Source organism: Terribacillus aidingensis (assembly GCF_900215625.1).
Lineage (GTDB): Bacteria > Bacillota > Bacilli > Bacillales > Amphibacillaceae > Terribacillus > Terribacillus aidingensis.
The window spans coordinates 848183-872582 of sequence record NZ_OBEK01000002.1; the positions used below are offsets into that span (position 1 = coordinate 848183).

At 44.5% G+C, this 24400-nt stretch carries 24 protein-coding genes, 1 other RNA gene, 1 pseudogene and 1 other annotated feature; of the genes and pseudogenes, 5 read left to right on the forward strand and 21 right to left on the reverse strand.

All coding sequences use genetic code 11. The features are described from left to right. Window positions 1-9: 9 nt before the first annotated feature. Window positions 10-429 (reverse strand): cysteine metabolism transcriptional regulator CymR, encoded by a 420-nt coding sequence (gene cymR / locus CRO17_RS09650; RefSeq protein ID WP_077308472.1) that lies wholly within the window; start codon window positions 427-429, stop codon window positions 10-12. 158 nt (window positions 430-587) lie between these two features. Between cymR and CRO17_RS09655 the strand changes: the two genes are divergently transcribed. Beyond that, on the forward strand, window positions 588-1856 hold the full coding sequence (locus CRO17_RS09655; protein ID WP_097041607.1) for a replication-associated recombination protein A: 1269 nt from the start codon (window positions 588-590) through the stop codon (window positions 1854-1856). A 106-nt stretch (window positions 1857-1962) separates the two neighbouring features. Next, window positions 1963-2727 (forward strand): RsfA family transcriptional regulator, encoded by a 765-nt coding sequence (locus CRO17_RS09660; RefSeq protein WP_097041609.1) that lies wholly within the window; start codon window positions 1963-1965, stop codon window positions 2725-2727. Between the two features lie 58 nt (window positions 2728-2785). Here CRO17_RS09660 and ssrS read toward each other — a convergent pair. From ssrS to CRO17_RS09710, 11 genes are all read right to left on the reverse strand, one after another. Continuing rightward, a non-coding RNA gene (gene ssrS, locus CRO17_RS09665) (6S RNA) lies at window positions 2786-2964 on the reverse strand. 55 nt (window positions 2965-3019) lie between these two features. Further along, entirely contained in the window at window positions 3020-4804 is a 1785-nt protein-coding gene (aspS, locus tag CRO17_RS09670; protein WP_097041611.1) for an aspartate--tRNA ligase, read from the reverse strand. Continuing rightward, the gene (gene hisS / locus CRO17_RS09675; RefSeq protein WP_143596006.1) at window positions 4797-6089 is read right to left on the reverse strand and encodes a histidine--tRNA ligase; all 1293 of its coding nucleotides are present in this window, start codon (window positions 6087-6089) and stop codon (window positions 4797-4799) included. Before hisS ends, aspS begins: the two co-directional genes overlap by 8 nt. Window positions 6090-6163: 74 nt before the next feature. Continuing rightward, window positions 6164-6379, reverse strand: a binding site (T-box leader). Between the two features lie 46 nt (window positions 6380-6425). Next, window positions 6426-6596, reverse strand: coding sequence for a hypothetical protein (locus CRO17_RS17490; protein ID WP_179636941.1), 171 nt, complete (start codon window positions 6594-6596; stop codon window positions 6426-6428). Between the two features lie 80 nt (window positions 6597-6676). Beyond that, a complete protein-coding gene (dtd, locus tag CRO17_RS09680) occupies window positions 6677-7138 on the reverse strand; it encodes a D-aminoacyl-tRNA deacylase (protein WP_097041615.1) in 462 nt (153 codons plus the stop codon). Window positions 7139-7154: 16 nt separating this feature from the next. Then, window positions 7155-9371 (reverse strand): RelA/SpoT family protein, encoded by a 2217-nt coding sequence (locus CRO17_RS09685; protein WP_097041617.1) that lies wholly within the window; start codon window positions 9369-9371, stop codon window positions 7155-7157. A gap of 169 nt (window positions 9372-9540) precedes the next feature. Continuing rightward, window positions 9541-10056 carry an adenine phosphoribosyltransferase gene (locus CRO17_RS09690; protein ID WP_097041619.1) on the reverse strand — a complete coding sequence of 172 codons (516 nt, stop codon included), beginning with the start codon at window positions 10054-10056 and terminating at the stop codon, window positions 9541-9543. Then, the gene (gene recJ / locus CRO17_RS09695; protein ID WP_097041621.1) at window positions 10046-12388 is read right to left on the reverse strand and encodes a single-stranded-DNA-specific exonuclease RecJ; all 2343 of its coding nucleotides are present in this window, start codon (window positions 12386-12388) and stop codon (window positions 10046-10048) included. The genes CRO17_RS09690 and recJ overlap by 11 nt, the downstream gene beginning before the upstream one ends. A gap of 57 nt (window positions 12389-12445) precedes the next feature. After that, on the reverse strand, window positions 12446-12829 hold the full coding sequence (locus tag CRO17_RS09700) for a LapA family protein (RefSeq protein ID WP_097041623.1): 384 nt from the start codon (window positions 12827-12829) through the stop codon (window positions 12446-12448). Window positions 12830-12915: 86 nt separating this feature from the next. Further along, on the reverse strand, window positions 12916-15174 hold the full coding sequence (secDF, locus tag CRO17_RS09705) for a protein translocase subunit SecDF (protein ID WP_097041625.1): 2259 nt from the start codon (window positions 15172-15174) through the stop codon (window positions 12916-12918). Window positions 15175-15330: 156 nt separating this feature from the next. Continuing rightward, window positions 15331-15627 carry a post-transcriptional regulator gene (locus CRO17_RS09710; protein ID WP_097041627.1) on the reverse strand — a complete coding sequence of 99 codons (297 nt, stop codon included), beginning with the start codon at window positions 15625-15627 and terminating at the stop codon, window positions 15331-15333. A 114-nt stretch (window positions 15628-15741) separates the two neighbouring features. Between CRO17_RS09710 and spoVB the strand changes: the two genes are divergently transcribed. Continuing rightward, complete coding sequence (spoVB, locus tag CRO17_RS09715; RefSeq protein ID WP_342748975.1) at window positions 15742-17295, forward strand: stage V sporulation protein B; 1554 nt, start codon at window positions 15742-15744, stop codon at window positions 17293-17295. Here the strand turns inward: spoVB and CRO17_RS09720 are convergent, their stop codons facing one another. Then, window positions 17296-17895, reverse strand: a complete 600-nt coding sequence (locus tag CRO17_RS09720) for a DUF421 domain-containing protein (protein WP_179636969.1) — start codon at window positions 17893-17895, stop codon at window positions 17296-17298. Window positions 17896-18067: 172 nt separating this feature from the next. Between CRO17_RS09720 and CRO17_RS09725 the strand changes: the two genes are divergently transcribed. Next, window positions 18068-18442 (forward strand): TIGR04086 family membrane protein, encoded by a 375-nt coding sequence (locus CRO17_RS09725; protein ID WP_097041629.1) that lies wholly within the window; start codon window positions 18068-18070, stop codon window positions 18440-18442. Between the two features lie 37 nt (window positions 18443-18479). Here the strand turns inward: CRO17_RS09725 and yajC are convergent, their stop codons facing one another. The 7 genes from yajC to CRO17_RS09760 all read right to left on the reverse strand — a co-directional run bounded on the left by yajC (window position 18480) and on the right by CRO17_RS09760 (window position 23607). Next, a complete protein-coding gene (yajC, locus tag CRO17_RS09730; protein ID WP_097041630.1) occupies window positions 18480-18743 on the reverse strand; it encodes a preprotein translocase subunit YajC in 264 nt (87 codons plus the stop codon). A gap of 15 nt (window positions 18744-18758) precedes the next feature. Next, the gene (gene tgt / locus CRO17_RS09735) at window positions 18759-19895 is read right to left on the reverse strand and encodes a tRNA guanosine(34) transglycosylase Tgt (RefSeq protein ID WP_097041633.1); all 1137 of its coding nucleotides are present in this window, start codon (window positions 19893-19895) and stop codon (window positions 18759-18761) included. Between the two features lie 29 nt (window positions 19896-19924). Continuing rightward, window positions 19925-20953 carry a tRNA preQ1(34) S-adenosylmethionine ribosyltransferase-isomerase QueA gene (queA, locus tag CRO17_RS09740; protein WP_097041635.1) on the reverse strand — a complete coding sequence of 343 codons (1029 nt, stop codon included), beginning with the start codon at window positions 20951-20953 and terminating at the stop codon, window positions 19925-19927. 22 nt (window positions 20954-20975) lie between these two features. Next, entirely contained in the window at window positions 20976-21176 is a 201-nt protein-coding gene (locus CRO17_RS09745; RefSeq protein WP_097041637.1) for a DUF2905 domain-containing protein, read from the reverse strand. Next, a complete protein-coding gene (gene ruvB / locus CRO17_RS09750; protein WP_097041639.1) occupies window positions 21173-22174 on the reverse strand; it encodes a Holliday junction branch migration DNA helicase RuvB in 1002 nt (333 codons plus the stop codon). Before ruvB ends, CRO17_RS09745 begins: the two co-directional genes overlap by 4 nt. Before the next feature lie 12 nt (window positions 22175-22186). Then, window positions 22187-22801: a Holliday junction branch migration protein RuvA gene (ruvA, locus tag CRO17_RS09755; RefSeq protein ID WP_097041641.1), complete on the reverse strand. Its 615-nt coding sequence runs from the start codon at window positions 22799-22801 to the stop codon at window positions 22187-22189. Between the two features lie 320 nt (window positions 22802-23121). Then, the gene (locus CRO17_RS09760) at window positions 23122-23607 is read right to left on the reverse strand and encodes a BofC C-terminal domain-containing protein (protein WP_097041643.1); all 486 of its coding nucleotides are present in this window, start codon (window positions 23605-23607) and stop codon (window positions 23122-23124) included. 165 nt (window positions 23608-23772) lie between these two features. On the opposite strand from CRO17_RS09760, the gene CRO17_RS09765 reads away from it, so the two are divergent. Next, window positions 23773-23982 (forward strand): hypothetical protein, encoded by a 210-nt coding sequence (locus tag CRO17_RS09765; RefSeq protein WP_143588877.1) that lies wholly within the window; start codon window positions 23773-23775, stop codon window positions 23980-23982. Window positions 23983-24022: 40 nt separating this feature from the next. Here the strand turns inward: CRO17_RS09765 and CRO17_RS17495 are convergent. Then, window positions 24023-24400, reverse strand: a pseudogene (locus tag CRO17_RS17495) (hypothetical protein); the annotation flags it as partial.

A 24400-nucleotide genomic window follows, 5' to 3' on the forward strand; every position in this document is an offset into this window, starting at 1 on the left:
TGGCCTCCATTAAATATAGAACATATAAGGATCTTTGCTTTCTTCATCACCATGACGGCACAAATCCTCTAACGTCGTTGTATCCAAAACATCCCTCACCGCATCACGAATACGAAGCCACAGCTGCTGCTTTGCCGGCTCTTCTTCTTCAATTCCTTCAACAGGCGTGATTGGTCCTTCCAACGTTCGAATAATATCTCCCGCTGTAATATCAGCAGGCGGTGATGCTAACATATAGCCGCCCTTTGCTCCGCGGATACTTTTCACTAAACAGGCATTTCGAAGCGGAGCAGCGAGCTGCTCCAAATAATGCTCAGATAATTTATGTTCAGTCGCTATCGTCTTCAAGGAAACAGGTCCTTCTCCATACTGTTTTCCTAAAGCGATCATAATTGTTAAGCCATATCGTCCTTTAGTCGATATTTTCATCTCTAAAAACTCCTCATAACTGCTTCAATAATTCTTTAGTCCAAAAACAATACCGATTATTATACCAGAAAATATTATATCATGAATAGCAAGTGGCTTGCATTTTACCGAACTGGTGGATACGCTAAGACAAGCAGAAACAGGATGGAGGAATAAAATTGGCGAAGCAACCATTAGCATACCGTATGCGGCCGAAAGACATCAGCCAAATCATCGGACAAAAACATCTCGTTGCAGAAGGAAAAATGATTCGCCGAATGGTGGAAGCAGACCGCTTAAGCTCGATGATTCTTTATGGTCCGCCCGGCACAGGAAAAACCTCTATGGCAATCGCACTTGCTTCAAGTGTGCAAATTCGTTATAAATTATTAAATGCTGTAGTAGATAAGAAGAAAGATATGGAAATCGCTGTCGAAGAAGCAAAAATGAGCGGACAGCTTGTTCTTATACTGGATGAAGTGCATCGACTCGACAAAGCAAAGCAGGATTTTCTCCTGCCGCACATCGAAAAAAATTTGATTACTTTAATCGGCTGTACAACCAGCAATCCCTATCATTCTATAAATCCGGCAATCCGAAGCCGCTGTCATTTGTTTGAATTGCATAGTCTGGAACCTAGCGACGTGAAAGAAGCATTGCAGCGAGCAGTTCATGACAGCACACAAGGATTAGGCGACATGCAGCTGGAAATAACTGCAGACGCACTAGATCATTTGGCGGGGTCTTCTGGCGGCGATTTGCGATCTGCATTGAATGGACTCGAACTAGCTGCTTATTCTACACCAGCACATGATGGTATCGTCAATATCGACCTGGAAGTAGCAGAAGCTTGTATGCAGAAAAAAAGCTTCTCTCACGACAAAGATGGCGATGCGCATTATGATGTGCTTAGCGCATTTCAAAAATCCATCCGAGGAAGTGACGTGGACGCAGCATTGCATTATTTGGCTCGCTTAATTGAAGCCGGTGATCTTGATAGCATTGGTCGCCGTATGATTGTATGTGCATATGAAGATATCGGTCTAGCTAACCCGCAAGCAGGGCCCCGGACCCTGGCTGCTGTGGAAGCAGCAGAGCGCGTCGGTTTCCCAGAAGCTCGTATTCCTCTCGCTAATGCCCTCGTTGAGCTATGCTTGTCGCCGAAATCAAACAGTGCCTATAAAGGGATTAATGCCGCGCTGTCTGACATCCGTTCCGGAAAAGTCGGCGAGGTACCTGCTCACTTAAAGGATGCGCATTATACAGGTGCAAAACAGATGGGACGCGGTGTTGGCTATCAATACCCGCATGACTATCCAGGTGCCTGGGTAGAACAGCAGTATTTGCCGGATCTATTAAAGAAACGACGCTATTATGAACCGGTCGACACTGGTAAATTTGAACAAGCACTCAAGCTAGTCTATGAACGAGTAACAAAAAGAAAATAACTTGCCCATGTATAGGAGCAGCTGCTTGCGGCAACAATGTGGCTAACAGTTTTTATTACTTTCTATGTTTGTAGATTAACAGATAAGAAATGGAGTGTTAGCTCATATGGTTAAAGTAAGACAGGATGCTTGGAGTCATGAAGACGATTTATTACTAGCCGAGACCGTGCTTCGTCATATAAGAGAAGGCAGCACCCAGCTGCGCGCTTTTGATGAAGTTGGAGACAAACTGAACCGAACCTCAGCTGCTTGCGGTTTCCGCTGGAATGCCGAGATTCGCAACCGCTACGAACAAGCAGTAGCAATTGCCAAACGCCAGCGCAAAGAGAAAAAGCGTGCGGAACAAAGAGCACAGTCAAAAGCTGTTCCGGCAATGCGCACCGAGCCTGTGGCACAAGTTCCCGAAAGACAAGGTGCTTTCCCAATTACAATGGACGAAGATACAGCTCGCTTTGAGGCCGAAATAGCGCAAGAGACATTTATTGTTGGTGAACATACCGAGTATCCTAATCATGATACCGAAAAGCAGCCAACTGTCAGCGAAAAGCAGCAAACTGACGAATTAAATTTGTCCCAAGTTATTACGTTCTTGCAAACATTGGAGCAAGGTTATCAAACTAGCGAAACAAACCAGCATACGATTCATCAGCTGGAAGCAGAAAATTATAATCTCCGACAAGAAAACCAGCAGTTGGCTGACGAATGTGAGTCTTTAAAAAATCAGTTAAAAACGATGAAAGGAGACTACCAAGTACTCATCCAAATCATGGATCGTGCACGAAAAATGGTAATCTTCGACGATCAAGATGCATTCTCTCCAGCCGCTTTCCGAATGGACAAAAACGGCAACTTAGAACAAGTTGCCAAATAAAAAAGCAGCACATCTCCTAAAGGAGGTTGTGCTGCTTTGTTCGTTTTAAAAGGAAAATAGCAATCCCAATCGTGCCGTCCTATTGAAGTTTTGAACCCGCTCTCAGCAGGTGGGTGCCCTGATTCACACTTTATGCGTCCACTCGTTGGAGGCTTGCACGCCATGTGAAGACTTTCGGACTCCCGTACTTCATTGTAATCGGTCAAAACATATGAAGAACGTACACATCAGGATTGCTATTTGTTTATGAACTTATCTTAGCATGGATAAATTCATATTTCAACTGGTAAGTCTATTCGTCTTTTCCAGCAGATTTCTGTTGAATATCCAGATAAAGTTCATCCAGCTGTTTTTTGCTGACAGGATCTGGCGCATCTGTTAATGGATCGGTCGCAGAAGCTGTTTTCGGGAACAAAATGGTGTCTCGAAGGTTTGTGCTGCCAGACAAAAGCATAATAAAACGATCGTAACCAAGTGCAATCCCGCCATGCGGAGGTGCACCAGATTCCAAGGCATCCAATAGAAAACCGAATTGCTCCTGTGCTTCTTCGTTGGAGAATCCTAATACTTCAAACATGCGATTTTGCAAATCCATTTGGTAGATACGCTGAGAACCGCCGCCCAGCTCATAACCGTTCAATACGATATCATAAGCTTCTGCTTTAACAGATGCAGGGTCTGTTTCAAGTTTGTCGATATCTGCAGCTGCCGGCATTGTGAACGGATGGTGTGCTGCATAGTAGCGGCCCTCTTCTTCGTCGTATTCAAACAACGGCCAATCCGTTACCCATAGGAAGTTGAACAGAGATTCATCGATCAAACCTAACTCACGGCCAAGCTTGCTGCGCAGCGCACCTAAGCTGTCAAAGACAACTTTCGTTTTATCCGCCACGAATACAAGGAAGTCGCCAGCTTCAGCAGAAAGAACGTCTTTCAGCTGACTTTGTACGTTCTCGTCCAAGAATTTAGCAATTGGCCCTTTCAAAGCGCCGTCTTCTTCGACTTTCACCCATGCCAAACCTTTTGCTCCGTAAATTTTGACAAAGTCCGTTAGCGCATCAATATCTTTTCGGGAGAAGTTAGCTGCTTGTCCTTTGACGTTGATGGCACTAACGCGGCCGTTATTCTGAATGGCATCCTGGAAGACTTTGAATTCTGCAGATTTCACAGCTTCTCTCACATCTACCAGCTCTAATCCGAAACGTGTATCCGGCTTGTCAGATCCAAATCGCTCCATCGCTTCTGCGTATGGAAGGCGCGGGAATGGCACTTGTACGTCTACATCTTTTACTTCTTTCATGACACGCATCATCATCCGCTCTGTCATGCTGATGATGTCTTCTGTAGTCATGAATGAAGTCTCGATATCAATCTGCGTAAATTCCGGCTGACGGTCAGCACGTAAATCTTCATCACGGAAACAACGAGCAATTTGATAGTATTTTTCAAAACCAGAAATCATCAGCAGCTGTTTGAATAGCTGCGGAGACTGTGGAAGGGCATAAAATTCTCCAGGATGCACGCGGCTTGGAACTAGATAGTCACGAGCGCCCTCTGGTGTGCTCTTCGTCAGCATTGGTGTTTCCATTTCATAGAATTCTTCTTCATTCAAGAAATTACGAATTGCTTGTGTAGCCTGATGGCGAAGACGGAATGTCTCTTGCAGCGGCTTTCTGCGCAAATCCAGGTAGCGGTATTTCAAGCGCACGTCCTCGGATGCATCAACATCATCTTCAATTTGGAACGCTGGGCTTTTCGCTTTGTTCAAAATGCTTATTTCTTCTGCTGCAATCTCAATAGCACCCGTAGCCATGTTTCCGTTTTTCGTCGCTTCTTCTCTTTCCAGCACTTTACCAGTGATACTTACAACGAATTCAGAACGGATTTGCTCAGCAGTTGCCAGTGCTTCCTTGGAAACATCCGGATTAAAGACAACTTGCACAATACCTGAGCGGTCGCGAATATCTGCGAAAATTAAACCGCCTAAGTCACGTCGCTTCTGCACCCATCCTTTAATTGTTACGGTTTCGCCTGCATGGCTCGTTCGCAGCAAACCTGCCTTTTGTCTTTCACTCATCCGCTTTTCCTCCATCCAACTTCTGCTTAATAGTCTCTACAGCTTCCTTGATTGCTACTTCATATTGCTGACCGTCCTGCATGTTGCGAAGCGAGATAACACCTTTTGCCAGCTCATCTTCTCCTAATACAACAACGAATTTCGCTTGCTGACGATCAGCTGATTTAAATTGACCTTTCATCTTCTTGCCAAGATAATCTTTATCTGCTGTTACTCCTGCCAGACGAAGCTGGAATGTAAGCTTCGCAGCCTCTTTCTGAACAGCATCATCACCTAGAGCAACAACATAAACATCGGTGCCTGTGTTCACAGGCAGTTCGATGCCTTCTGCTTCAAGTGCGAACAAAAGGCGTTCAATACTTAGTGCATAACCGATACCAGGAGTAGAAGGACCGCCCACTTCTTCGACCAACCCATTGTAGCGTCCGCCGCCTGTTAATGTTGTCAGCGCGCCGAAGCCTTCAGCATCACTCATAATCTCAAATGCTGTGTGGTTATAGTAATCCAATCCTCTTACTAGATTAGGATCCACTACATAAGGAATCTCCATCGCATCCAGATTTGCTTTTACTTCGTCAAAATAAGCTTTTGATTCTGCATTTAAGTAATCGTGGATAGATGGTGCGCTTTTCACTTTCGGGTGTTCCCGGTCCTTTTTACAGTCAAGGATACGCAGCGGGTTCTTTTCCAAACGGTTTTGACAGTCACTGCACAGCTCATCTTTTACAGGTGTGAAGTGTTCAATCAAAGCTGTTCGGTGTGCATCACGGCTCTCTTTATCACCAAGCGTGTTGATGATCAGTTTCAATGATTTCAAGCCAAATTGCTGATAACCGCTCATCGCTAAAGAAATCACTTCCGCATCGATGGACGGATCTTCACTTCCTAAAGCTTCAACACCAAACTGAACGAACTGACGCATACGGCCTTGCTGCGGACGTTCGTAGCGGAACATTGGACCATGATAGAAAAGTTTAGTTGGCTGTTCCGGCTGACCGTAAAGCTTGTTTTGTACATACGCACGGACCACGGAAGCTGTTCCTTCCGGTCTGAGCGTCAAGCTGCGGTCACCTTTATCTTTAAATGTGTACATTTCTTTTTGTACAATATCTGTTGTTTCTCCAACTCCGCGCAAAAATAATTCTGTGTGTTCAAAAATTGGCACCCGAATTTCTTTGTAATTGAATTTGCTTGCCAAATCTGTCAGCACTTTTTCTGCGTACTGCCATTTTTCTGATGTACCAGGTAAAATATCCTGCGTGCCTCTTGGCGCTTTCATGTCCATACGATTACCTCCTCGACTAGTGACCCAATCTCCGGAAATCCCAAATAACGACAAAAAACCCCCGTCCCTTTGCATCAAGGGACGGGAGTTTTTCCCGCGTTGCCACCCTAGTTGGATACACTGTATCCCACTTTGGGCAGTTAACGCCTGCTACGTCACTGTCTACTGTTAGTTCGACAATGCTCCTAAGGAATGTCTTTCAGTCGAAGCTGTGCCGGGCGCTTCCAGCCTATGGCGCCTAGTCTCTGTTCACAGGTAGTTCGACTTACTTTTTCCCTCATTGGATTTCCGGATTCTTTAGATTGTAATAATAGTACCTGTTTGTAAGAAAGATTGTCAAGATTGTTTTAGTTGTTCTTGTATTTTTTTTCGTTCCAGTGCATCTGCTGCTCCGCCAAATGCAGGAATATACGGATCACTTGATAGAGAAGACGGATCCTGTCTTTGCTGCATACCTTCTAATCCAACAGTGCCAAATACACGATTCTGTGCTTCGCTGCTGCGCATGCTTTTCACACCTTTATCGTTTTATTCTGCTACTATCATTTACCTATTTCCATTTCTCTATACAAAAAAACAAGAAAGCATTATGCTTCCTTGTTTGGTCTATCTGCACTATCAAGCAAAATCGTAACAGGGCCGTCATTGATAAGCTGGACTTCCATATGCGCACCAAATTCGCCTGTTTCGACAGTAACACCTGCTTCTGTCAGTTTTTGATTGAATTTTTTATATAACGTATTGGCAATTTCCGGCTTAGCGGCATCTGTAAAGCTGGGACGGCGCCCTTTCCGAGTATCCGCATATAAAGTGAATTGCGAAACAGACAGAACTTCCCCACCTACTTGAAGAAGGGAATCATTCATTTTCCCATCAGCATCTTCAAAAACGCGGAGATGGATTAATTTATTTACGATATAATCCAAGTCTGCCTCTGTATCTTCATGCGTCATACCGACTAGCAGCATAAATCCCTTGCCAATCTTGCCAATAACTTTGTCATTGACTGTGACAGAAGCCTCTTTTGCCAGCTGTGCTACTACTTTCATTTTTCCAGCCTCTCTTCTATTGCAGCATTCTCGTTACGGTATATATATCTTTAATCTGCTTAATCCGCTCGACAATTTTCCGCAGGTGGCCGACATTATGAATCAGTATCGTCAGGTGGATAGTTGCAATCTTATTGCGATCAGACTTTCCATCAACTGCTGTAATCTGTGTACGCGTCTCATTGACAGCTTGCAAGACTTCGTTCATTAATCCATGTCTGTCAAACGCGCTAATCTCCAAATCGACATGATATTGTTTGGCACTTGTTGCACTGTTTTCCCAGTCGACTTGCAGCTTGCGAGTCTGCGCTTCTTCTGTCTGCATATTCGGACAGTCGTTACGGTGAACAGAAACACCTCTGCCTTTCGTTATATAGCCGATAATCTCGTCACCAGGTACTGGATTGCAGCATTTAGACAAGCGGACCAGCATATTATCTACACCTTCAACCCGAACACCTGAATCACGTTTTCGGCTGGAAGCTGCCGATTTCGACGCATTCGCCATCTTGACTGTTTCGATTGTTTTGTCTATCGCTTCTTGTTTCTCGCTTTGACGTCTGAGCGTTTCTGTCAGACGGGTTGTAATCTGTGCAGCAGTTATACCTTGGTAACCGACGGCAGCATACATATCTTCTTCAGATGTAAAATTGAACTTTTCAACCGCTTTGCGCATGTTCTCTGGTGTAAAGATGAGTTTCGGATCGAAGCCGGACTGTTTTACTTCTTCCTCTACAAGCTCTTTTCCTTTTGCAACATTCTCTTCGCGGCGCTGCTTTTTAAAAAACTGCTTAATCTTATTTCGCGCATGCGTCGTTTGCGCAAGCTTCACCCAGTCTTGGGAAGGACCGTAAGAATGCTTAGATGTCATCATTTCCACGATGTCACCGTTCTTTAATTTATACTCCAGCGGCTCCATCTTTCCATTGATCTTCGCGCCGACAGTATGATTGCCCACCTCGGTATGCACACGGTAAGCAAAATCAATCGGTACCGAGCCAGACGGAAGCTCTACGACGTCTCCTTTGGGCGTGAACACATATACCATGTCACTAAACAAATCTAGCTTGAGCGACTCCATAAACTCTTCTGCATTTTCCGACTCATTTTGGAAATCGAGAATTTCACGGAACCACGTCAGCTTTTCTTCGAATGATTTCTTTGGATTATTCGCTTGCAGCTGCTTGCCTTCTTTATACGCCCAATGCGCCGCAATTCCGTACTCGGCAATTTCATGCATCTCTTCTGTTCGTATTTGCACCTCAAGCGGATCGCCTTTTGGTCCAATTACAGTAGTATGAAGCGATTGATAAAGATTCAGCTTTGGCATCGCAATGTAGTCCTTAAAACGGCCTGGCATCGGTTTCCAGCAAGTATGGATAACACCTAGCACGGCATAGCAGTCTTTAATACTTTTCACGATCACACGCACTGCCAGCAAATCATAGATTTCGTTAAACTGCTTATGCTGATGCTCCATCTTGCGGTAAATACTATACAAATGTTTTGGCCGGCCGAATATATCCGCGTCAATATGAATATCATGGAGCTGACTGCGAATTTCGCCCATTACGTCTCCGATGTAGCTTTCCCGTTCTTCACGCTTTTGCTTCATTAAATGGACAATCCGATAATATTGCTGCGGATTCATATAACGAAGTGCGGTATCCTCCAGCTCCCACTTAATTGTGCTAATACCAAGACGATGCGCAAGCGGGGCGAATATCTCTAATGTTTCATTGGAAATACGCCGCTGCTTCTCAGGAGACAGATGCTTGAGTGTCCGCATATTATGCAAACGATCCGCCAGTTTGATAAGAATGACACGCATATCCTTCGCCATTGCTACAAACATTTTCCGGTGATTCTCTGCCTGCTGGGCTTGCTTTGATTTATATTTGATTTTGCCTAGCTTGGTAACCCCATCGACAAGCATTGCTACTTCGGCATTAAACGCGGCTTCCAACTCTTCAATAGTTACTGGTGTGTCCTCTACAACGTCATGCAGGAACCCGCCAGCTATTGTTTCCGCATCTAGTTCCAAGTGAACGAGTATTCCTGCTACTTGTATGGGATGGATAATATACGCTTCCCCAGAACGGCGGTATTGGCCTTCATGCGCTTTTTCAGCGAACTCATACGCTTTCCGGATAAAAGCGACATGCTCGTCCGACAGATATCCAGTTGCTTCTTGAATGACCTCTTCGGCCGTTAGAACTTTATCCTTTGGCATTCTATTTCCATAAACTCCTTCTCATCGTCCGCGAATGCGACGAGGATTATAAACTGTCACATGTTATTTTAATTAGCTTAACAAATATCCAATCAATTCGACAAGTATCTCTCTCCTGCAGATGCAAGAAAGAGTGCCCCAAATGGAGCACTCTTGATCATAATTGCTATTATTCGTAAGTAGTCAGTGTAAGGACTTCGTAGCCATCAAGCTTTTCTCTGCCGTCAAGATAACCCAATTCAACGAAGAATGCACAACCCACAACGACACCGCCAAGCTGTTCAACGAGCTTGATTGTTGCTTCAATTGTACCGCCAGTGGCAAGCAAGTCATCCGTAATCAGAACACGCTGACCAGGTTTGATTGCATCTTTATGGATAGTCAGAACATTTTCGCCGTATTCAAGACCGTAAGATACCTTGATCACTTCACGCGGCAGCTTGCCTTCTTTCCGGACAGGCGCAAAGCCAATATCCAACGCATAAGATACCGGACAGCCTACGATAAAACCGCGTGCTTCCGGACCGACGATTAAGTCTACATTTTTGTCTTTCGCGAATTCAACAATTTCGTTAACTGCTGATTTATATGCCGGACCGTTATCCATCAAAGTTGTAATATCTTTGAACTTAATGCCCGGTTTTGGCCAGTCCTCTACGACTGTAATATATTTTTTATAATCCATTTACTGCTTCCTCCTCGATAACTTCCCTGCGCTCCAGCGCCTGTTCCAGCCATTGCTTCAAATCGTTGTAGCCGGAATAATATAAGATCTTCTCGACTTCTATCGCTTCCTTCAATCCCTGGTAGACTTGTGAATCTGCCAGATCTCGTTTGGAAGGACTTGGGTTGATTGAAATTTGATCCTTATCTAGTTTAACAAATTCGAGCTCAAAAAACACGTCGGAAATAAACTTGGTCCGCTGCGCACTCCAGCCACGGCTCTTTTTAAGGTGATCCTCCAGCTGCTGATAAGCTATCATCTTCTGTTTCAGCAGTATAGCGTAGAATATTTTAAACTGTTCCCGATCCGGAAATCCTTGCAAATAGGCGTTCTCTTTCACATCATAGCAAGCATAAACAAGATCTGGCTGTAGATGACGTAAAGCAAACGTAAGGTCCTCCAGCCGATGCGGCAGATCTGCCAGCACAACAGCTGTTATATTGCCTGCTGCATTTGCCAAGCCTTCCGTTTCGTAATCAAGCACGCGCACCTGTTCTGACAGCCAGTTTATATCCGTCTCTGTACGGAAACGGATGACAGCTGTTTCTTCTTCCTGCTTTAGCTGTACTGTTCTTTGAAGCTGCTTGCTGCCTCGGTGATCAAACAGCTGCCAAGAACGGACTGCGACATCTTCAATTAGGATTTGGGCTTTCTGCCTGCCATTCCACTCGTTAATAGACAGTTCTCCGACAGCTTCCAGCTCGTCTGCTGGTGCTAAGAACGGATAAAGGTCTCCTTTTCCGAAACAAACACCATCCAACTGTATATTTTCCTCCGCAAAAACAAACTTCAAGTGATTTTTATTTGCTCCGATCAGCTTCACTTCCCGCATTGGCGCAGAAAGTTTGACGAGCGGCTTCGGATTTTGCATACCGAATGGCGCCAGCTGTGACATATCTTTGATTAGATCAATGGAAACATCCTGTACCTTCACTTCTAAATCAATGGACAATGACTGTTTAAAGTCTTCTGGAGTCAGCGCATCACTGGCTGCCTTATTTAAAGCTTTCCGCAGCTTGTCCACTTGTTCAAGCTCTAATGTCATTCCCGCTGCTTGGGCATGTCCTCCAAAAGCAACAAAGTGATCCCGGACTTGCATGCAGTGGTGGAATAAATCAAAAGCATCGATACTTCTGGCCGAACCTTTCGCTGTACCTTTTTCCGGATGTACTGCCAGCACAATAGCGGGGCGATCAAAAGTGCGCACCAATTTTGATGCAACGATTCCTAAAACACCCTCGTTCCAGCCTTCCTTCGCTACAATAATAACGTGGCTGCTGTCTTCTGCCGGCTGTTCTCGGACCATTGCTTCGGCTTCTTTGGCAATTTTAGCAACAATATTCTGCCGCTCGGTGTTCAGTGACTGAATTTCTTCTGCCATTTCGGCTGCTTCTTCATACGTCGCTGCCAGCAGTAATTCTACTGCTAAGTCAGCATCTTGTAAGCGTCCGACTGCATTAATGCGCGGTCCGATTTTGAAGCCGATATCTTCTTCCGTTACAATTCCATCCAAACCGCAGCTGTCCTTTAAGGCACGTATTCCAGGTCTTTGGGACGAAGTAATTGCCTTTAATCCTTCGGCAGCTAATACTCTGTTTTCATCAACAAGCGGAACCAAATCCGCAATCGTTCCAATGACAACCAAATCGAGCAGCTGTTTTGGAAAGTATCCGAGCAAGTACTCTGCAAGTTTAAATGCCACGCCTACCCCAGCAAGTTCGTGGAACGGATAATCAGGTGAGCATTTCGGATGCACAACCGCTATAGCAGCCGGAACAGATTCCTGCACCTCATGGTGATCTGTAATAATCACATCAATTCCAATCTGCTTCGCAACCTCTGCTTCATGATTGGCAGCAATGCCTGTATCGACAGTTATAATTAACCCGTAGCCATTGTTTTTCGCTGCACGGAATGCTTCCTCATTCGGTCCGTACCCTTCCGTAAAACGGTTCGGTATATAATAATCGCAATCAGCGCCAAGCTCCCGAAGCGCTTCTAGCAGGACAACAGTGGAAGAAACACCATCTGCATCGTAATCGCCGAATACGAGTATTTTTTCTTCTTGCGCTATTGCAGCATGGATTCGTTCAGCTGCAACATCTATATCACGTAAGTGTTCCGGGCGATGTAGGTCCTCAAGAGACGGACGAAGGAACCGCTTTGCTTCCTCTGCCGATGTAATTCCACGCTGTATCAGCAATTGCTCGACAAGCGGTGACACACCGAAACCCAGTGCTGTATGAGCAGAAGGGCCGCTGTTTTCCTTCCATCTCATTGTGCTTTTCAACATAAAAAAAGACCCCCTAACCAAGCTATTATACTAGAGCCTGGCCAGCGGGGCAATGTGTTATCTATTGTATTCGTCTTTCATACGTTCGGAAGTAGGATACGTGTTTGTTGTCGGATCCGAAATATTTGTTGTCTTTCTCTCCGTTTCCTCGTGTCCTTGAGCTGCACGTTTTTCTTGCATTTCTGTTATTTCAGCTGCTTTCTTATCATTATCTTTTCGCAAAGTGCGTACTTCTCGGTTTAATTTAAACATACGCAACCCTCCTACAGATGCTGTAATTAAAACGCCCATCAAAACGGAGAACAAAATGATTAAAATCAGGGGAGCAGACCCAACTCCAAATAGATAGTCCACCTGTACACTGTCAACGTTGATAACTGCGAATATTGCAATAAGTACTGCAAAGATAACTGCTAGAATGATGTACCATTGTGCTTTCATATGCTGTCTCCTTTCGAATGCGGCTATTACTTACATTCCCTAATTCACAAAAAAATAACCCCCGTACTACTACGGGAGTTAGATTATCAAACTTGCGGACCTTCCACTTTCTTTTTCTCTTCGTGAATGATCGGCTTTTTGTCAATATTCTTGCCGCGCCACACAAGCCACAACTGGGCTGCGATGAATAGCGAGGAGTATGTTCCTGCTGCTAATCCGATAACCAGTGCAATCGAGAAGTTTGTAATCGGTGCAGCTCCGAAGATCCAGAGAATAATCGCTGCCACAATGACCGTAGCTACTGTATTTACACTTCGGACTAGTGTTTGCAGCAAGCTGTCATTCACAATCTTTGCCAGCTCCTCGAACGTTTTCACTTTCCGCTTCAGACGTATATTCTCCTTAATTCGGTCAAACGTTACGATCGTATCATTGATCGAATAACCAATGATGGTTAAGATAGCCGCGATAATCGTGATATCAAATTCCAATCTGGTAATACTGAATATCGCCAAGATAAAGAAGGCGTCGTGTACGAGTGCAACAATTGCTGCCATCGCAAATTTAAACTCAAATCGGATTGTTGCATACAGTACAATCCCAATCGATGCAAAGATGACAGCATACATTGCATTTTTTGCCAGTTCCTTCCCAATAACAGGCGAAACGGTACTAATGCTAGGCGCGCTTCCATACGCATCTGTAATACTGTCTTTCACATCATCTTCCTCGTTTTTGGAAAGCGTATCATCCAAGCGGACAGCAGCATGTTTCCCATCTGCAGATAACTGTGTTTCTTTAGATGTATATCCGATATCCTCGAACCGCTGCTCCACCTGCTCTGTTGTTAACGTCTTATTCGAATCAAACTCAACACGCGAACCGCTCGTAAAATCAATGCCTAGGTTTAGTTTGAAAATACTCAAGCAAATAATACCGGCAATTGTGAGCGCAATCGAAAATGTGAAATACGCTTTTCGGTGTTTTACTAGATTTAGTCTCATGCCATAGAAAGTGGCGCTTCGTTCTTCTTTATCACTCAGTTTACGGATATTTTCCTTGGAGACGCCGAACCATGCTGGCTTTTTATCAAATGCTCGGCTCTTCACCATCAAACCAAGCAAAGCTCGTGAACCTACTACAGCTGTGATAAAGCTTAGCAGGATACTGATAATAAGTGTTGTCGCAAAGCCTTTTACAGAGCTAGTACCGAAAATAAACAGCACAATACCAGCAATTAAAGTTGTTATGTTGGCATCGGTAATTGTTGCTAGTGAATTCTTATTACCAGCTTTATAGGCTGCTTTCAGTGACTTGCCCGTTTTCAGTTCATCCTTAATTCGTTCATAAGTAATAATATTCGCATCTACTGCCATACCGACACCGAGAATCAAAGCAGCGATTCCTGGCAATGTCAGTACCACATTCAGCATATCAAAGACAACAAGGTTTAAATAAGCAAAAACAGCGAGCGTTATCGATGCTATCAAACCTGGAAGTCGGTAATAAACAATCATAAACAGCAGGATAAGGGCAAATGCAATATAACCTGCCAGCATTGTTTCATCTAGCGCTTGTTGTCCAAATTGAGCACCGACTGAATTTGAATATACTTCTTCCATTTTCACTGGGAGAGAACCGGCATTCAAAAGATCAGCAAGTTCTTGGGCACTTTCAACTGTGAAATTCCCTTCAATTTGAACAGACTTACTATTAATTGTCTGCGAAACGGATGGCGCAGAGATGAATTTTTGTTCATCTTCCGGCTTTTGCGCTTCTTCTTCGTATGAATCTTCTTCTTCATAATCCAGCCAGATAACTAGTCTGTTTTCGGGAAATGGTAACTCAGCGATTTCGCTTGTCACTTCAGCGAATTTTGAAGCATCTTTCATATCTACTGTAACAAGCGGCTGATTGGTTTGCGGATCAAACGCCTGCTTGGCACTGCCAGCTTCGATATCTGTTCCGTTCAAGTATTCTTTGTCGTTCGTATCCCGGAATGATAGATTTGCAGTGGTAGACAGCATCTCGCGCGCTTGATCCTGATCTTCTACACCAGCAAGCTGAACGCGTATTCGGTTCGGCTGCTCAATATCAATATTTGTTTCGCTGACTCCAAGTGAATTAACACGCTCATTCAGCGCCTGTGCTGTTGCGTTCAGCGTAGCCGTATCCACCTCGTCGTCTTCCTCAAGCGGCTTTACTTCATAAAGCACCTCAAATCCGCCCTGCAAATCAAGACCTAAATTCAAATCTTTCGCAATACCTTGAATTGTCGTTCCCATCGCTCCCAAAAGTAAAAGGACGATTAAGAAGAAGGCAACAATTCTGCCTCTTTTCACCATGATGCAACTGCCTCCCATATCCGCTAAAACGGAAACCTAATATATTGCAAGCAAATGCCTGCATTGTGTACTGCATGTATGTACCTGCTGTGCTCGTTCGTCAAATACTTCCATAGTATAGAAAAGCCGAGCAAGCACTGTCAACGATACCCTCCATCAGGATTGACCATTGATTGCTGCAATTGAAGCCATTAAATCTTCATCTTCCTCATATACAGACATGGTCAAATAACCCATATAAACCGATATATTGAGCTGCATAATATCTGCAACTACTTCATATAATCGTTTCGGTTTCTCTGCATCTTTTTTCCACACTTTTTTTTCCATACAGCTCCAAATATCTGCAGCTGATGCTTTTTCATAACCGAGCAAGTGAAATTCATCCTTCTTGCTGATGACAGCAGGCATCACTTCTGCCTTCCATTCGTTTACTGTTTTCAATTCGTACACGCTTTTACCTCCTGTAACAACTTGCCTTGCTTTTGTGCAGGCCAGTCATGCTTGGACACATCTTCTGCATACACTTAATTGTAGCCGAAAAACTATTATTTGAGAAGGCAGGTTGTGGATGTGACAAAGCAGACTTTTCTACAAGGAGCTCTCATTTTGATTGCTGCCAGCTTGATCACCCGCTTCCTAGGATTCGTGAATCGGATTGTCGTCGCACGTGTCATGGGAGAAGAGGGGGTCGGACTATACATGATGGCGATGCCAACACTATTCTTGGCCATTGCCATCACGCAATTCGGTTTACCTATTGCTATTTCCAAACGGGTAGCCGAAGCGGATGTACGCGGAGATACGGTACAGATTAAAAAAATTGTGGTCGTTTCCTTATCCATCACCTTGAGTATTAGTATTGTATTTGTTGGTTTTCTTTATTTTATTGCGCCGTTCCTAGCGGACAAGCTGCTGAAAGATGCACGTGTTATCTATCCGCTGTTCGCAATTGGGCCAATTATTCCAATCTTAGCGGTTGCAGCCGTATTGCGAGGGTATTTCCAAGGAAAGCAAAACATGAAGCCGCAAAGCTTCTCCCAAGTTATTGAACAAATTGTCCGAATCAGCTGTACTGTTTTTCTTGTAAAGCTATTGCTGCCTTATGGAGTGGAATTCGCTGCTTTAGGAGCAATGATTTCTGTCATTATCGGGGAGTTTATTTCACTGCTGTATATGCTGTATCAATTTAAACGAAAAAAGACCGTAAAAATACGATCTCAATTTCTCACAGCATTAAAAGGAGGTAAAGAAACGCTGGAGCAGTTATTTTCGATTGCACTTCCGGCAACAGGAAGCAGGCTAATCGCAAGCGGCACACATTTCTTAGAACCAATTCTAACTGCCCAAAGCTTGGCGCTGGCAGGTGTTGGGACCGCATTGGCGACAAGACAATACGGTGAGCTGACAGGATACGCCCTGCCGCTGCTGTTCCTGCCAACTTTCATTACCCATTCGTTAGCAACTGCTTTATTACCGTCTATCAGCGAAGCAAATGAACAGAATCGCCATCAATTCGTTCACTATCGTATTCACCAAGCAATTCGGCTCAGCTTCGCTTCCGGCGCGATTGCGACTGTAACACTGACCATCTTTGCCGGACCAATTTTGCATTATATGTATGGAAGCGAGAGCGCAGAGCGATTTATCCTGCTGATGGCGCCATTCTATATTATGATGTACATCCAGATGCCGCTCAGTACCGCTCTGCAAGCGCTGGATGCTGCCAAGTCAGCGATGTGGAATACGGTTATCGGTGCTGGTGCAAAAATCGTTATACTCGTCTCTTTAGGCTCCAATGCCAAGTTCGGTATTATCGGCATTGCTATCAGTCTTATAGTCACAGTCGTACTGATCACGCTCTTACATTTGATTTCACTCGCTCGTGTGGCAGGCTTTAAACTGTCATGGAAAGAACTAGGCCGCATGTTCAGTCTGCTGGGACTGACATTTGTTACCGCCTATATGCTGAAAGGAATATTTGCAGGCTCTTTATATCAGCTTCCTTCTTTCCTGCTGCTGCTGCTTTGCTTACTCATCCTTTATTGTCTGTTTCTGCTCTGTTTCGGATTTATTACGAAAGCGGAATACGAACAATTCCTTTCGAGGAAAAAGCGATAATCATTTCTCATCTTTTCGATCAATATACCACTTATGATCTTTATCCAGCGTGCAGTAAGAGATAGTATCAATCGCAGGGTGACCATGCCGTTTCATCTCACCACGGAGCCAGGAAGGAGATTTATCTATCTTCTCTAAGGCTTCCTGCTGAATTTCTCCATCGACAATTAGCGGCGTGACATAACCACTGCTTCCATCAGCAGTATCTTTTTTTTCAAATACAGATAATTCACCGGACGTTTCCAAAATTGCAAAATCAACATCTTGTATACTTTTTGCTCCTTTCTCACGCAGCTGCTGCTGCAAGTCAGAGAAACTGTAGCGCTGTTTACGCATTTCATGTTCATCTATCTTACCTCTGCTTATAATAATCGATGGTTTTCCTTCCATAAAGTCACGCATTTTAGGAAATTTTAAGGCAAGAAATGCAGTACTCCGTTGAATGATTAAAAGAACGACCATCGGTACAATAAAGTGAAGCAAATGGCTGCTCGGGTCTTCTATAGAGAAGACGGCTATTTCGGCTAACATTAAAAATACAACTAAATCAATTATGCTCAGTTCACCAATTTCACGTTTTCCCATCAAGCGGAAAATCATTACGATAACAATATAGGAGAGAATTGTTCTGCCTATAATTGCCCATTCCAACGTATCCAACAAACATTCGCCTCCCTTTTTGCCTATTTTGTGCAAGCGGAGAGGTTATATACGTTCTCAAACTGTATTAACAGGCATACAGTAGTCATATAGACATGCTGGAGGGATCTTTGTGAAAAAAAATGTACAAGCAATCTTGTATGGTTGGATTACTGTTTTTTCGCTGCTATTGTTTATTAGCTTTACGTTGGCTTTGCTGCTTCGCTTTACAAAGATGGGGGAAGAGATGCTCGACTGGACAACCCTGGGAGCAGGTATACTCAGTCTCTTTATTGGCGGGTTTATTGCCGGAGTGAAAGGAGAAGACAAGGGGTGGATGCTAGGCGGTATGACAGCAATTGGCTTTACACTCTTCGTTCTTCTCTATCAATACCTAGGTTATCAGGTCGGCTTCTCTGGAGCCCAGCTGCTGACTCATGGCGGGTTTCTGCTCGCTTCCCTTGTCGGCGGTATGATTGGCGTTAATATTAAAACGAGCACCACATAAAAAAGACAGGAGAGCGGCTCTCCTGTCTTTTATCTTTTTATACTTCTGCTGGCTTTACGTCACGGATCGAATTACGATCGAACGTAAGCTTGCTGCCATCTTCCGTAGTCAATACTACAGAAGCCTCGTCTATCGCATGCACCTTACCATGTAAACCACCAATAGTAACGATGCTGTCTCCCTTTTTCAAGCTAGCCTGCATTTCTCTAACCTGCTTTTGACGCTTCTGCTGCGGACGAATCAACAGGAAGTAGAAAATAACAAACATTAATACGATAAGTATTATACTTTGTACATTCATTACTGCTCCCCCTTTCTAGAAATTCTTCGCATTCGGCTTGTTGAAACCATAACTCTCGAAGAATTCATCTCGAAAATCGCCAAGTCGATCCTCTTTGATCGCCTCTCTGACCTTCCTCATCAATTCTATCAGAAAATGCAAGTTATGGTAAGTAGTAAGACGGAATCCGAAAGTTTCGTTACATTTGATTAGATGGCGAATGTAAGCTCGGGAATAATTTTTGCATACCTTACAATCACAATTTTCATCAATTGGACCAAAATCACGTGCGTACTGTGCATTACGGACAACCAAACGGCCGTTTGACGTCATGCATGTTCCATTCCGGGCAATCCGAGTCGGAAGCACACAATCAAACATATCAATCCCGCGAATAGCTCCGTCAATCAACGAGTCCGGCGAACCGACACCCATTAAGTACCGCGGTTTATCTTGCGGCAGCCAAGGCGTTGTAAACTCCAATACTCGGTTCATGACATCTTTTGGTTCTCCTACCGAAAGTCCTCCGACAGCATAACCCGGGAAATCAAGGCTGACAAGATCCTGCGCACTCTGCTTACGCAAATCTTCATACTCGCCCCCTTGTACAATACCAAACAGGCCTTGTACGTCAGGTCGTGCATGTGCAGTCAGGCATCGTTCTGCCCAGCGGCTCGTCCGCTCCACAGAGGCTTTCATATAATCAAATGACGCAGGGTACGGCGGACATTCATCAAACGCCATCATGATATCACTGCCAAGTGCGTTTTGAATATCCATTGCTTTCTCTGGAGAAAGAAACAGCTTTTCTCCGCTGATGTGATTGCGGAAGTGAACACCTTCCTCTTGGATATCACGCAGATCACTCAAGCTGAACACTTGAAAACCGCCCGAATCTGTCAGAATCGCACCATCCCAGTTCATGAATTTGTGTAATCCGCCAGCTTCGCGGATAATCTCATGTCCTGGACGCAGCCATAGATGATAGGTGTTTGATAAAATAATCTTCGCGTTAAGCTCGGTTAAATCCTCCGGGCTCATCGTTTTTACTGTTGCTAATGTACCTACCGGCATAAATGTAGGCGTTTCAAAGCTGCCATGCGGCGTATGTACAATACCGAGCCTCGCGCCTGTTTGTTTATCTTGTTTGATGAATTCGTAACGAATTGCCATATTATAGTAATTCCCTTTCTTTTCTCATTCTATACGAGCAGCATTGCATCGCCAAAGCTGAAGAAACGATAACGTTCTTCAACAGCTGTACGGTAAGCATCGAGTACAAAATCCCGGCCAGCGAATGCACTGACAAGCATAATCAGCGTTGATTTTGGTAAATGGAAATTCGTGATTAAGCCATCAATGGCGCGATACGTAAAGCCTGGATAGATAAATATGTCTGTCCAGCCGCTCGCCGCTGCGAATTTACCTTCATTATCTCTTGCAATTGTTTCCAGCGTACGTGTGGATGTCGTACCTACAGAGATAATTCGACCGCCGTTCTCACGGATTCTTGTCAGCTGATCTGCTGTTTCCTGTGACATCTGGTAAAATTCCGCATGCATTTCATGCTCTTCTATCGACTCTACACTCACAGGGCGGAAAGTACCCAACCCAACGTGAAGCGTGATAAAAGCAATCTCTACGCCTTTCTCCTGCAGACTGGCAAGCAATTCTTTTGTGAAATGCAAGCCTGCTGTCGGTGCCGCAGCTGAACCTTGCTCTTTTGCATATACCGTTTGGTAACGTTCTTGGTCAGGAAGCTGTTCTTTAATATACGGCGGAAGCGGCATTTCACCTAACTGATCTAGTACTTCATAAAAAATACCTTCATAGTGAAACTCGACAATTCGTCCGCCATGCTCTAATAATTCCTTACACACAGCAGTCAGCTTGCCATCTCCAAAGGAAAGCTCTGTGCCTACTTTTACTTTTTTAGCTGGTTTGACAAGCACTTCCCAGCAGTCACCTTCCACTTGTTTCAGCAACAGTATCTCACACTTAGCTCCTGTGTCCGACTTGATACCGTACAGCCTTGCCGGCAGCACACGTGTATCATTTAGGACAAGACAGTCACCAGGATGCAGATAGTCACCGATATTTGCGAAATGACGGTGCTCCATCGATTGCGCTTCCTTATTCAGCACGAGCAGCCTTGACGATGTACGGTCCTGAAGCGGTGTTTGGGCAATCAGTTCTTCTGGTAAATGAAAATCATAATCCTGTATATCCATTCCTGTTAACTCCTAGTCTGTATCAGCGAAATTTGTTGAATAGGAACAAAATGAGCGACAGTACAATACTAATTACAATCGATGTGACAATTGGAAAGTAAACTGTCGTGTTCCCTTTCTTAAAAACGATATCTCCCGGCAGCTTGCCGATAAACGACATAATAAGGCCGATTAAAATACACACAACGCCTATAAGAATAAAGATTTTTCCAATGCCGGTCAAGCCTTTGGCACCTCTCGGCCGAAGTGGGCATAGGCAAGCGGCGTGACAATCCGCCCGCGCGGTGTACGCTGTATAAAACCAATCTGCAGCAAATACGGCTCATAGACGTCTTCAATCGTCTGTGATTCTTCTCCGATTGTTGCGCTGATTGTATCCAGTCCGACCGGTCCGCCGCGGAAGTGATCGATAATAGTCGTCAGCAGCTTGTGGTCAATATGATCAAGCCCTTTTGCGTCCACTTGCAGCTTATTTAAGGCTACATGCGTCGTTTCCTGCGTTATATAATCTTCTCCCTTTACTTGGGAGATATCGCGCACCCGTTTCAGCAGGCGGTTTGCAATACGAGGTGTTCCTCTTGATCGTAATGCCACTTCAAGCGCAGCAGAAGGTTCAATTTCAACATCAAAAATGACCGCAGTCCGCTCCACGATACTAGCTAAATCTTCTGTATGATAAAATTCCAGCCGGCTTAACACGCCAAAACGATCTCGTAACGGTGCTGATAAAAGTCCTGCACGCGTTGTCGCCCCAACCAATGTAAATGGCGGTAGATCAAGACGGACGCTGCGGGCACTCGGCCCCGTGCCAATGACGATATCCAGGCAGAAGTCTTCCATAGCTGGATAAAGAATTTCCTCGACAGCACGCGGCAGCCGGTGGATCTCATCAATAAACAGCACATCACCAGCTTCAAGTGAGCTGAGTATCGCAGCAAGGTCCCCTGCCTTCTCAATGGCTGGTCCGCTTGTTGTTCGAAACGACACACCCATTTCATTCGCAATGATGGATGCCATCGTCGTTTTACCTAAACCTGGCGGCCCGTACAGCAGCACATGATCCAGCGGTTCGTCACGCATCTTGGCAGCTTCAATAAAGATGGCTAAATTTTCTTTTGCCTTATGCTGCCCAATATATTGCTTGAGTGTAGTCGGGCGCAAACTCAACTCGATTACTTCGTCTTCTTGCTTCAATTCGTTCGTAATCATGCGATCTTCCATCTTCGCACTCCTTTATTTCTTTTGACTTAATAAAGCCAAACCTTTCTTTATTAAATAATCGGCACTATCGCTGTCTTCCTTCTTAAGCTGCGGCAAAACTGCTTTAATCTCGCGCTCCTGATAACCGAGTGCGCGCATTGCATCTTCAGCATCTTCTAGTGCAGCCCGTTTCTTCGATGTATTGCTCTCAGTTCCTGCCGATGCTTCAATCGCAGTGAGTGAGACCATATAAACCAGCTTGCCTTTCAAATCGAGCACCATTTGACGGGCAGTCTTCTTCCCTACACCAGGGAAACTGGTCAGGAACTTATCGTCTTCCCGCTCAATGGCTGCCACAAATTCCTCGACATTTACTCCAGCAAGGATTTGCAGCGCATTTTTCGGGCCTATTCCGGATACGCCAAGTAATTTTTGAAATAGAAACTTGTCTTCTGTATTTTTAAATCCGAACAACGTTTGCGCATCTTCGCGTACATAGTGATATGTATGAACAAGCGCCTCCTTCCCTTCTTCCATTTGAAATTGGAAAGGATTCGGACAGATAATTTCATAACCGACACCGTGGGCTTCCACGAGTACTGCTTCCTCTGTAATTCCTGTTATATTACCTTTTATATACGCTATCATACTGCTTCTCTCCTACCTGCTACAATAACTTGTTACTAGTTTACCACACAAGCGTATGTTCGTATAAGGCTTAAAGCGAAAAACAGGACCAGCCAGGTACAATAACTGTTGTATGCCGCTTCCCGCTTATTCTTCATGATTTGGCAATACATTTCTGCATCATTCACAGCAGCATGAAAATCGACTCACAGCTGCAAACGAATTCTTGGCAGGAGGCAGATTTACAAAACGCAATACATATAAAACAATCCGAACTATGTCCATTCTACTCAAAGAATTTTCATAGCTCGGATTTTGTTTAGGTGGTATTATTTCTCTTCTCAACTCGGCAATGCTTCTAACAATTTTTTGGATCGGAAAGCTTCTAGAACTTCTTCGTAAACTTCCTTCGATTGAATTTTTATTCCTTCTTCCAGTTGTTTCGCCTGATGGCTTTCCAGTTTTCCTTTATTGATTTGATAGAACGATTGGATAGCTTGCTGATCCATTGGACGCCCCTCAAAAATGGTTAACTTACCTTTGTATATTCCAAAATAGCCATCTTTTTTAAGCGAAGGAGAAATATCCATTACATCCTGTTTTAAAACAACTTGTCCCTCTTTCTGGGTAACTAGCTGCCAATCATGGTAGGTCGACCAGAAATCTTCCATTGCATAAATCTTCTCCCGGTGGGTGACGACGGTCTCGTTGCCGTCAATATAATGCCGTTTTAAAACTACCTCTACTTCTACCGGATCCGCAGCTTCCGCTGTCAAACTCGGAAAAATAACTAAGAAAAGCCCGCAAATGGCAAGCAAACGCCTCATTACCTTCCACCCCTATTCCGCTTCTTTTTCTCTATTTTTTCCCGAAAGCAGCATATTATCCGACTTTTTTTCAAAAAAATTCACAAAGACCCACACTTTTTTGGTTTAACTTACGATTATATGTGGTATAGGAGAAGACAGATAATCATGAAGGCGGGGATAGATTTGAGAAACACTGCGCAGCAAAAGTACCTTCACTACGTGGAAGCGAAGAGCGAGGCGAACATGGCGAGCATTTTCTCAGAAGAAAAAGCGACCCTGATACTTAGGAATCATATTCAGCATGCCGGACTGTCCAAAGCAGAAGTATCTGCTTTAGAAGATAAGTACCGTCAGGATATGCACCGCATTTTCGAGGAACATGGTATATTATAAATTGAAAGCCCCTTCAGGAATGGAAGGGGCTTTTTTGATATTATTTATTTTCTTGCTCATCACCCGGCAAATCTTGCGCCGGAGATGGTTCATAGAAATCGTTGCGCGCTGGCTCAACACCATATGGGTTTTGATAATCAGGCTGAGCAAATTGAGGTCCCTCAGGAAAAGGAATTGCCGGTCCGCAACAGGAGCGAATTGGCGCATTAGGGTAAGGCAGCGCCATATGCTGAGGCGGAACTGCCTGCTGGCCTTGCATGTTCCAGCCTCCCTGCATCGGCTGCTGGCCTGGCTGCATTCCTTGCATGTTCCAGCCTCCTTGCATCGGCTGCTGGCCCGGCTGCATTCCTTGCATGTTCCAGTCTCCCTGCATCGGCTGCTGACCTGGCTGACCCTGCATGTTCCAATCTCCGTGCAT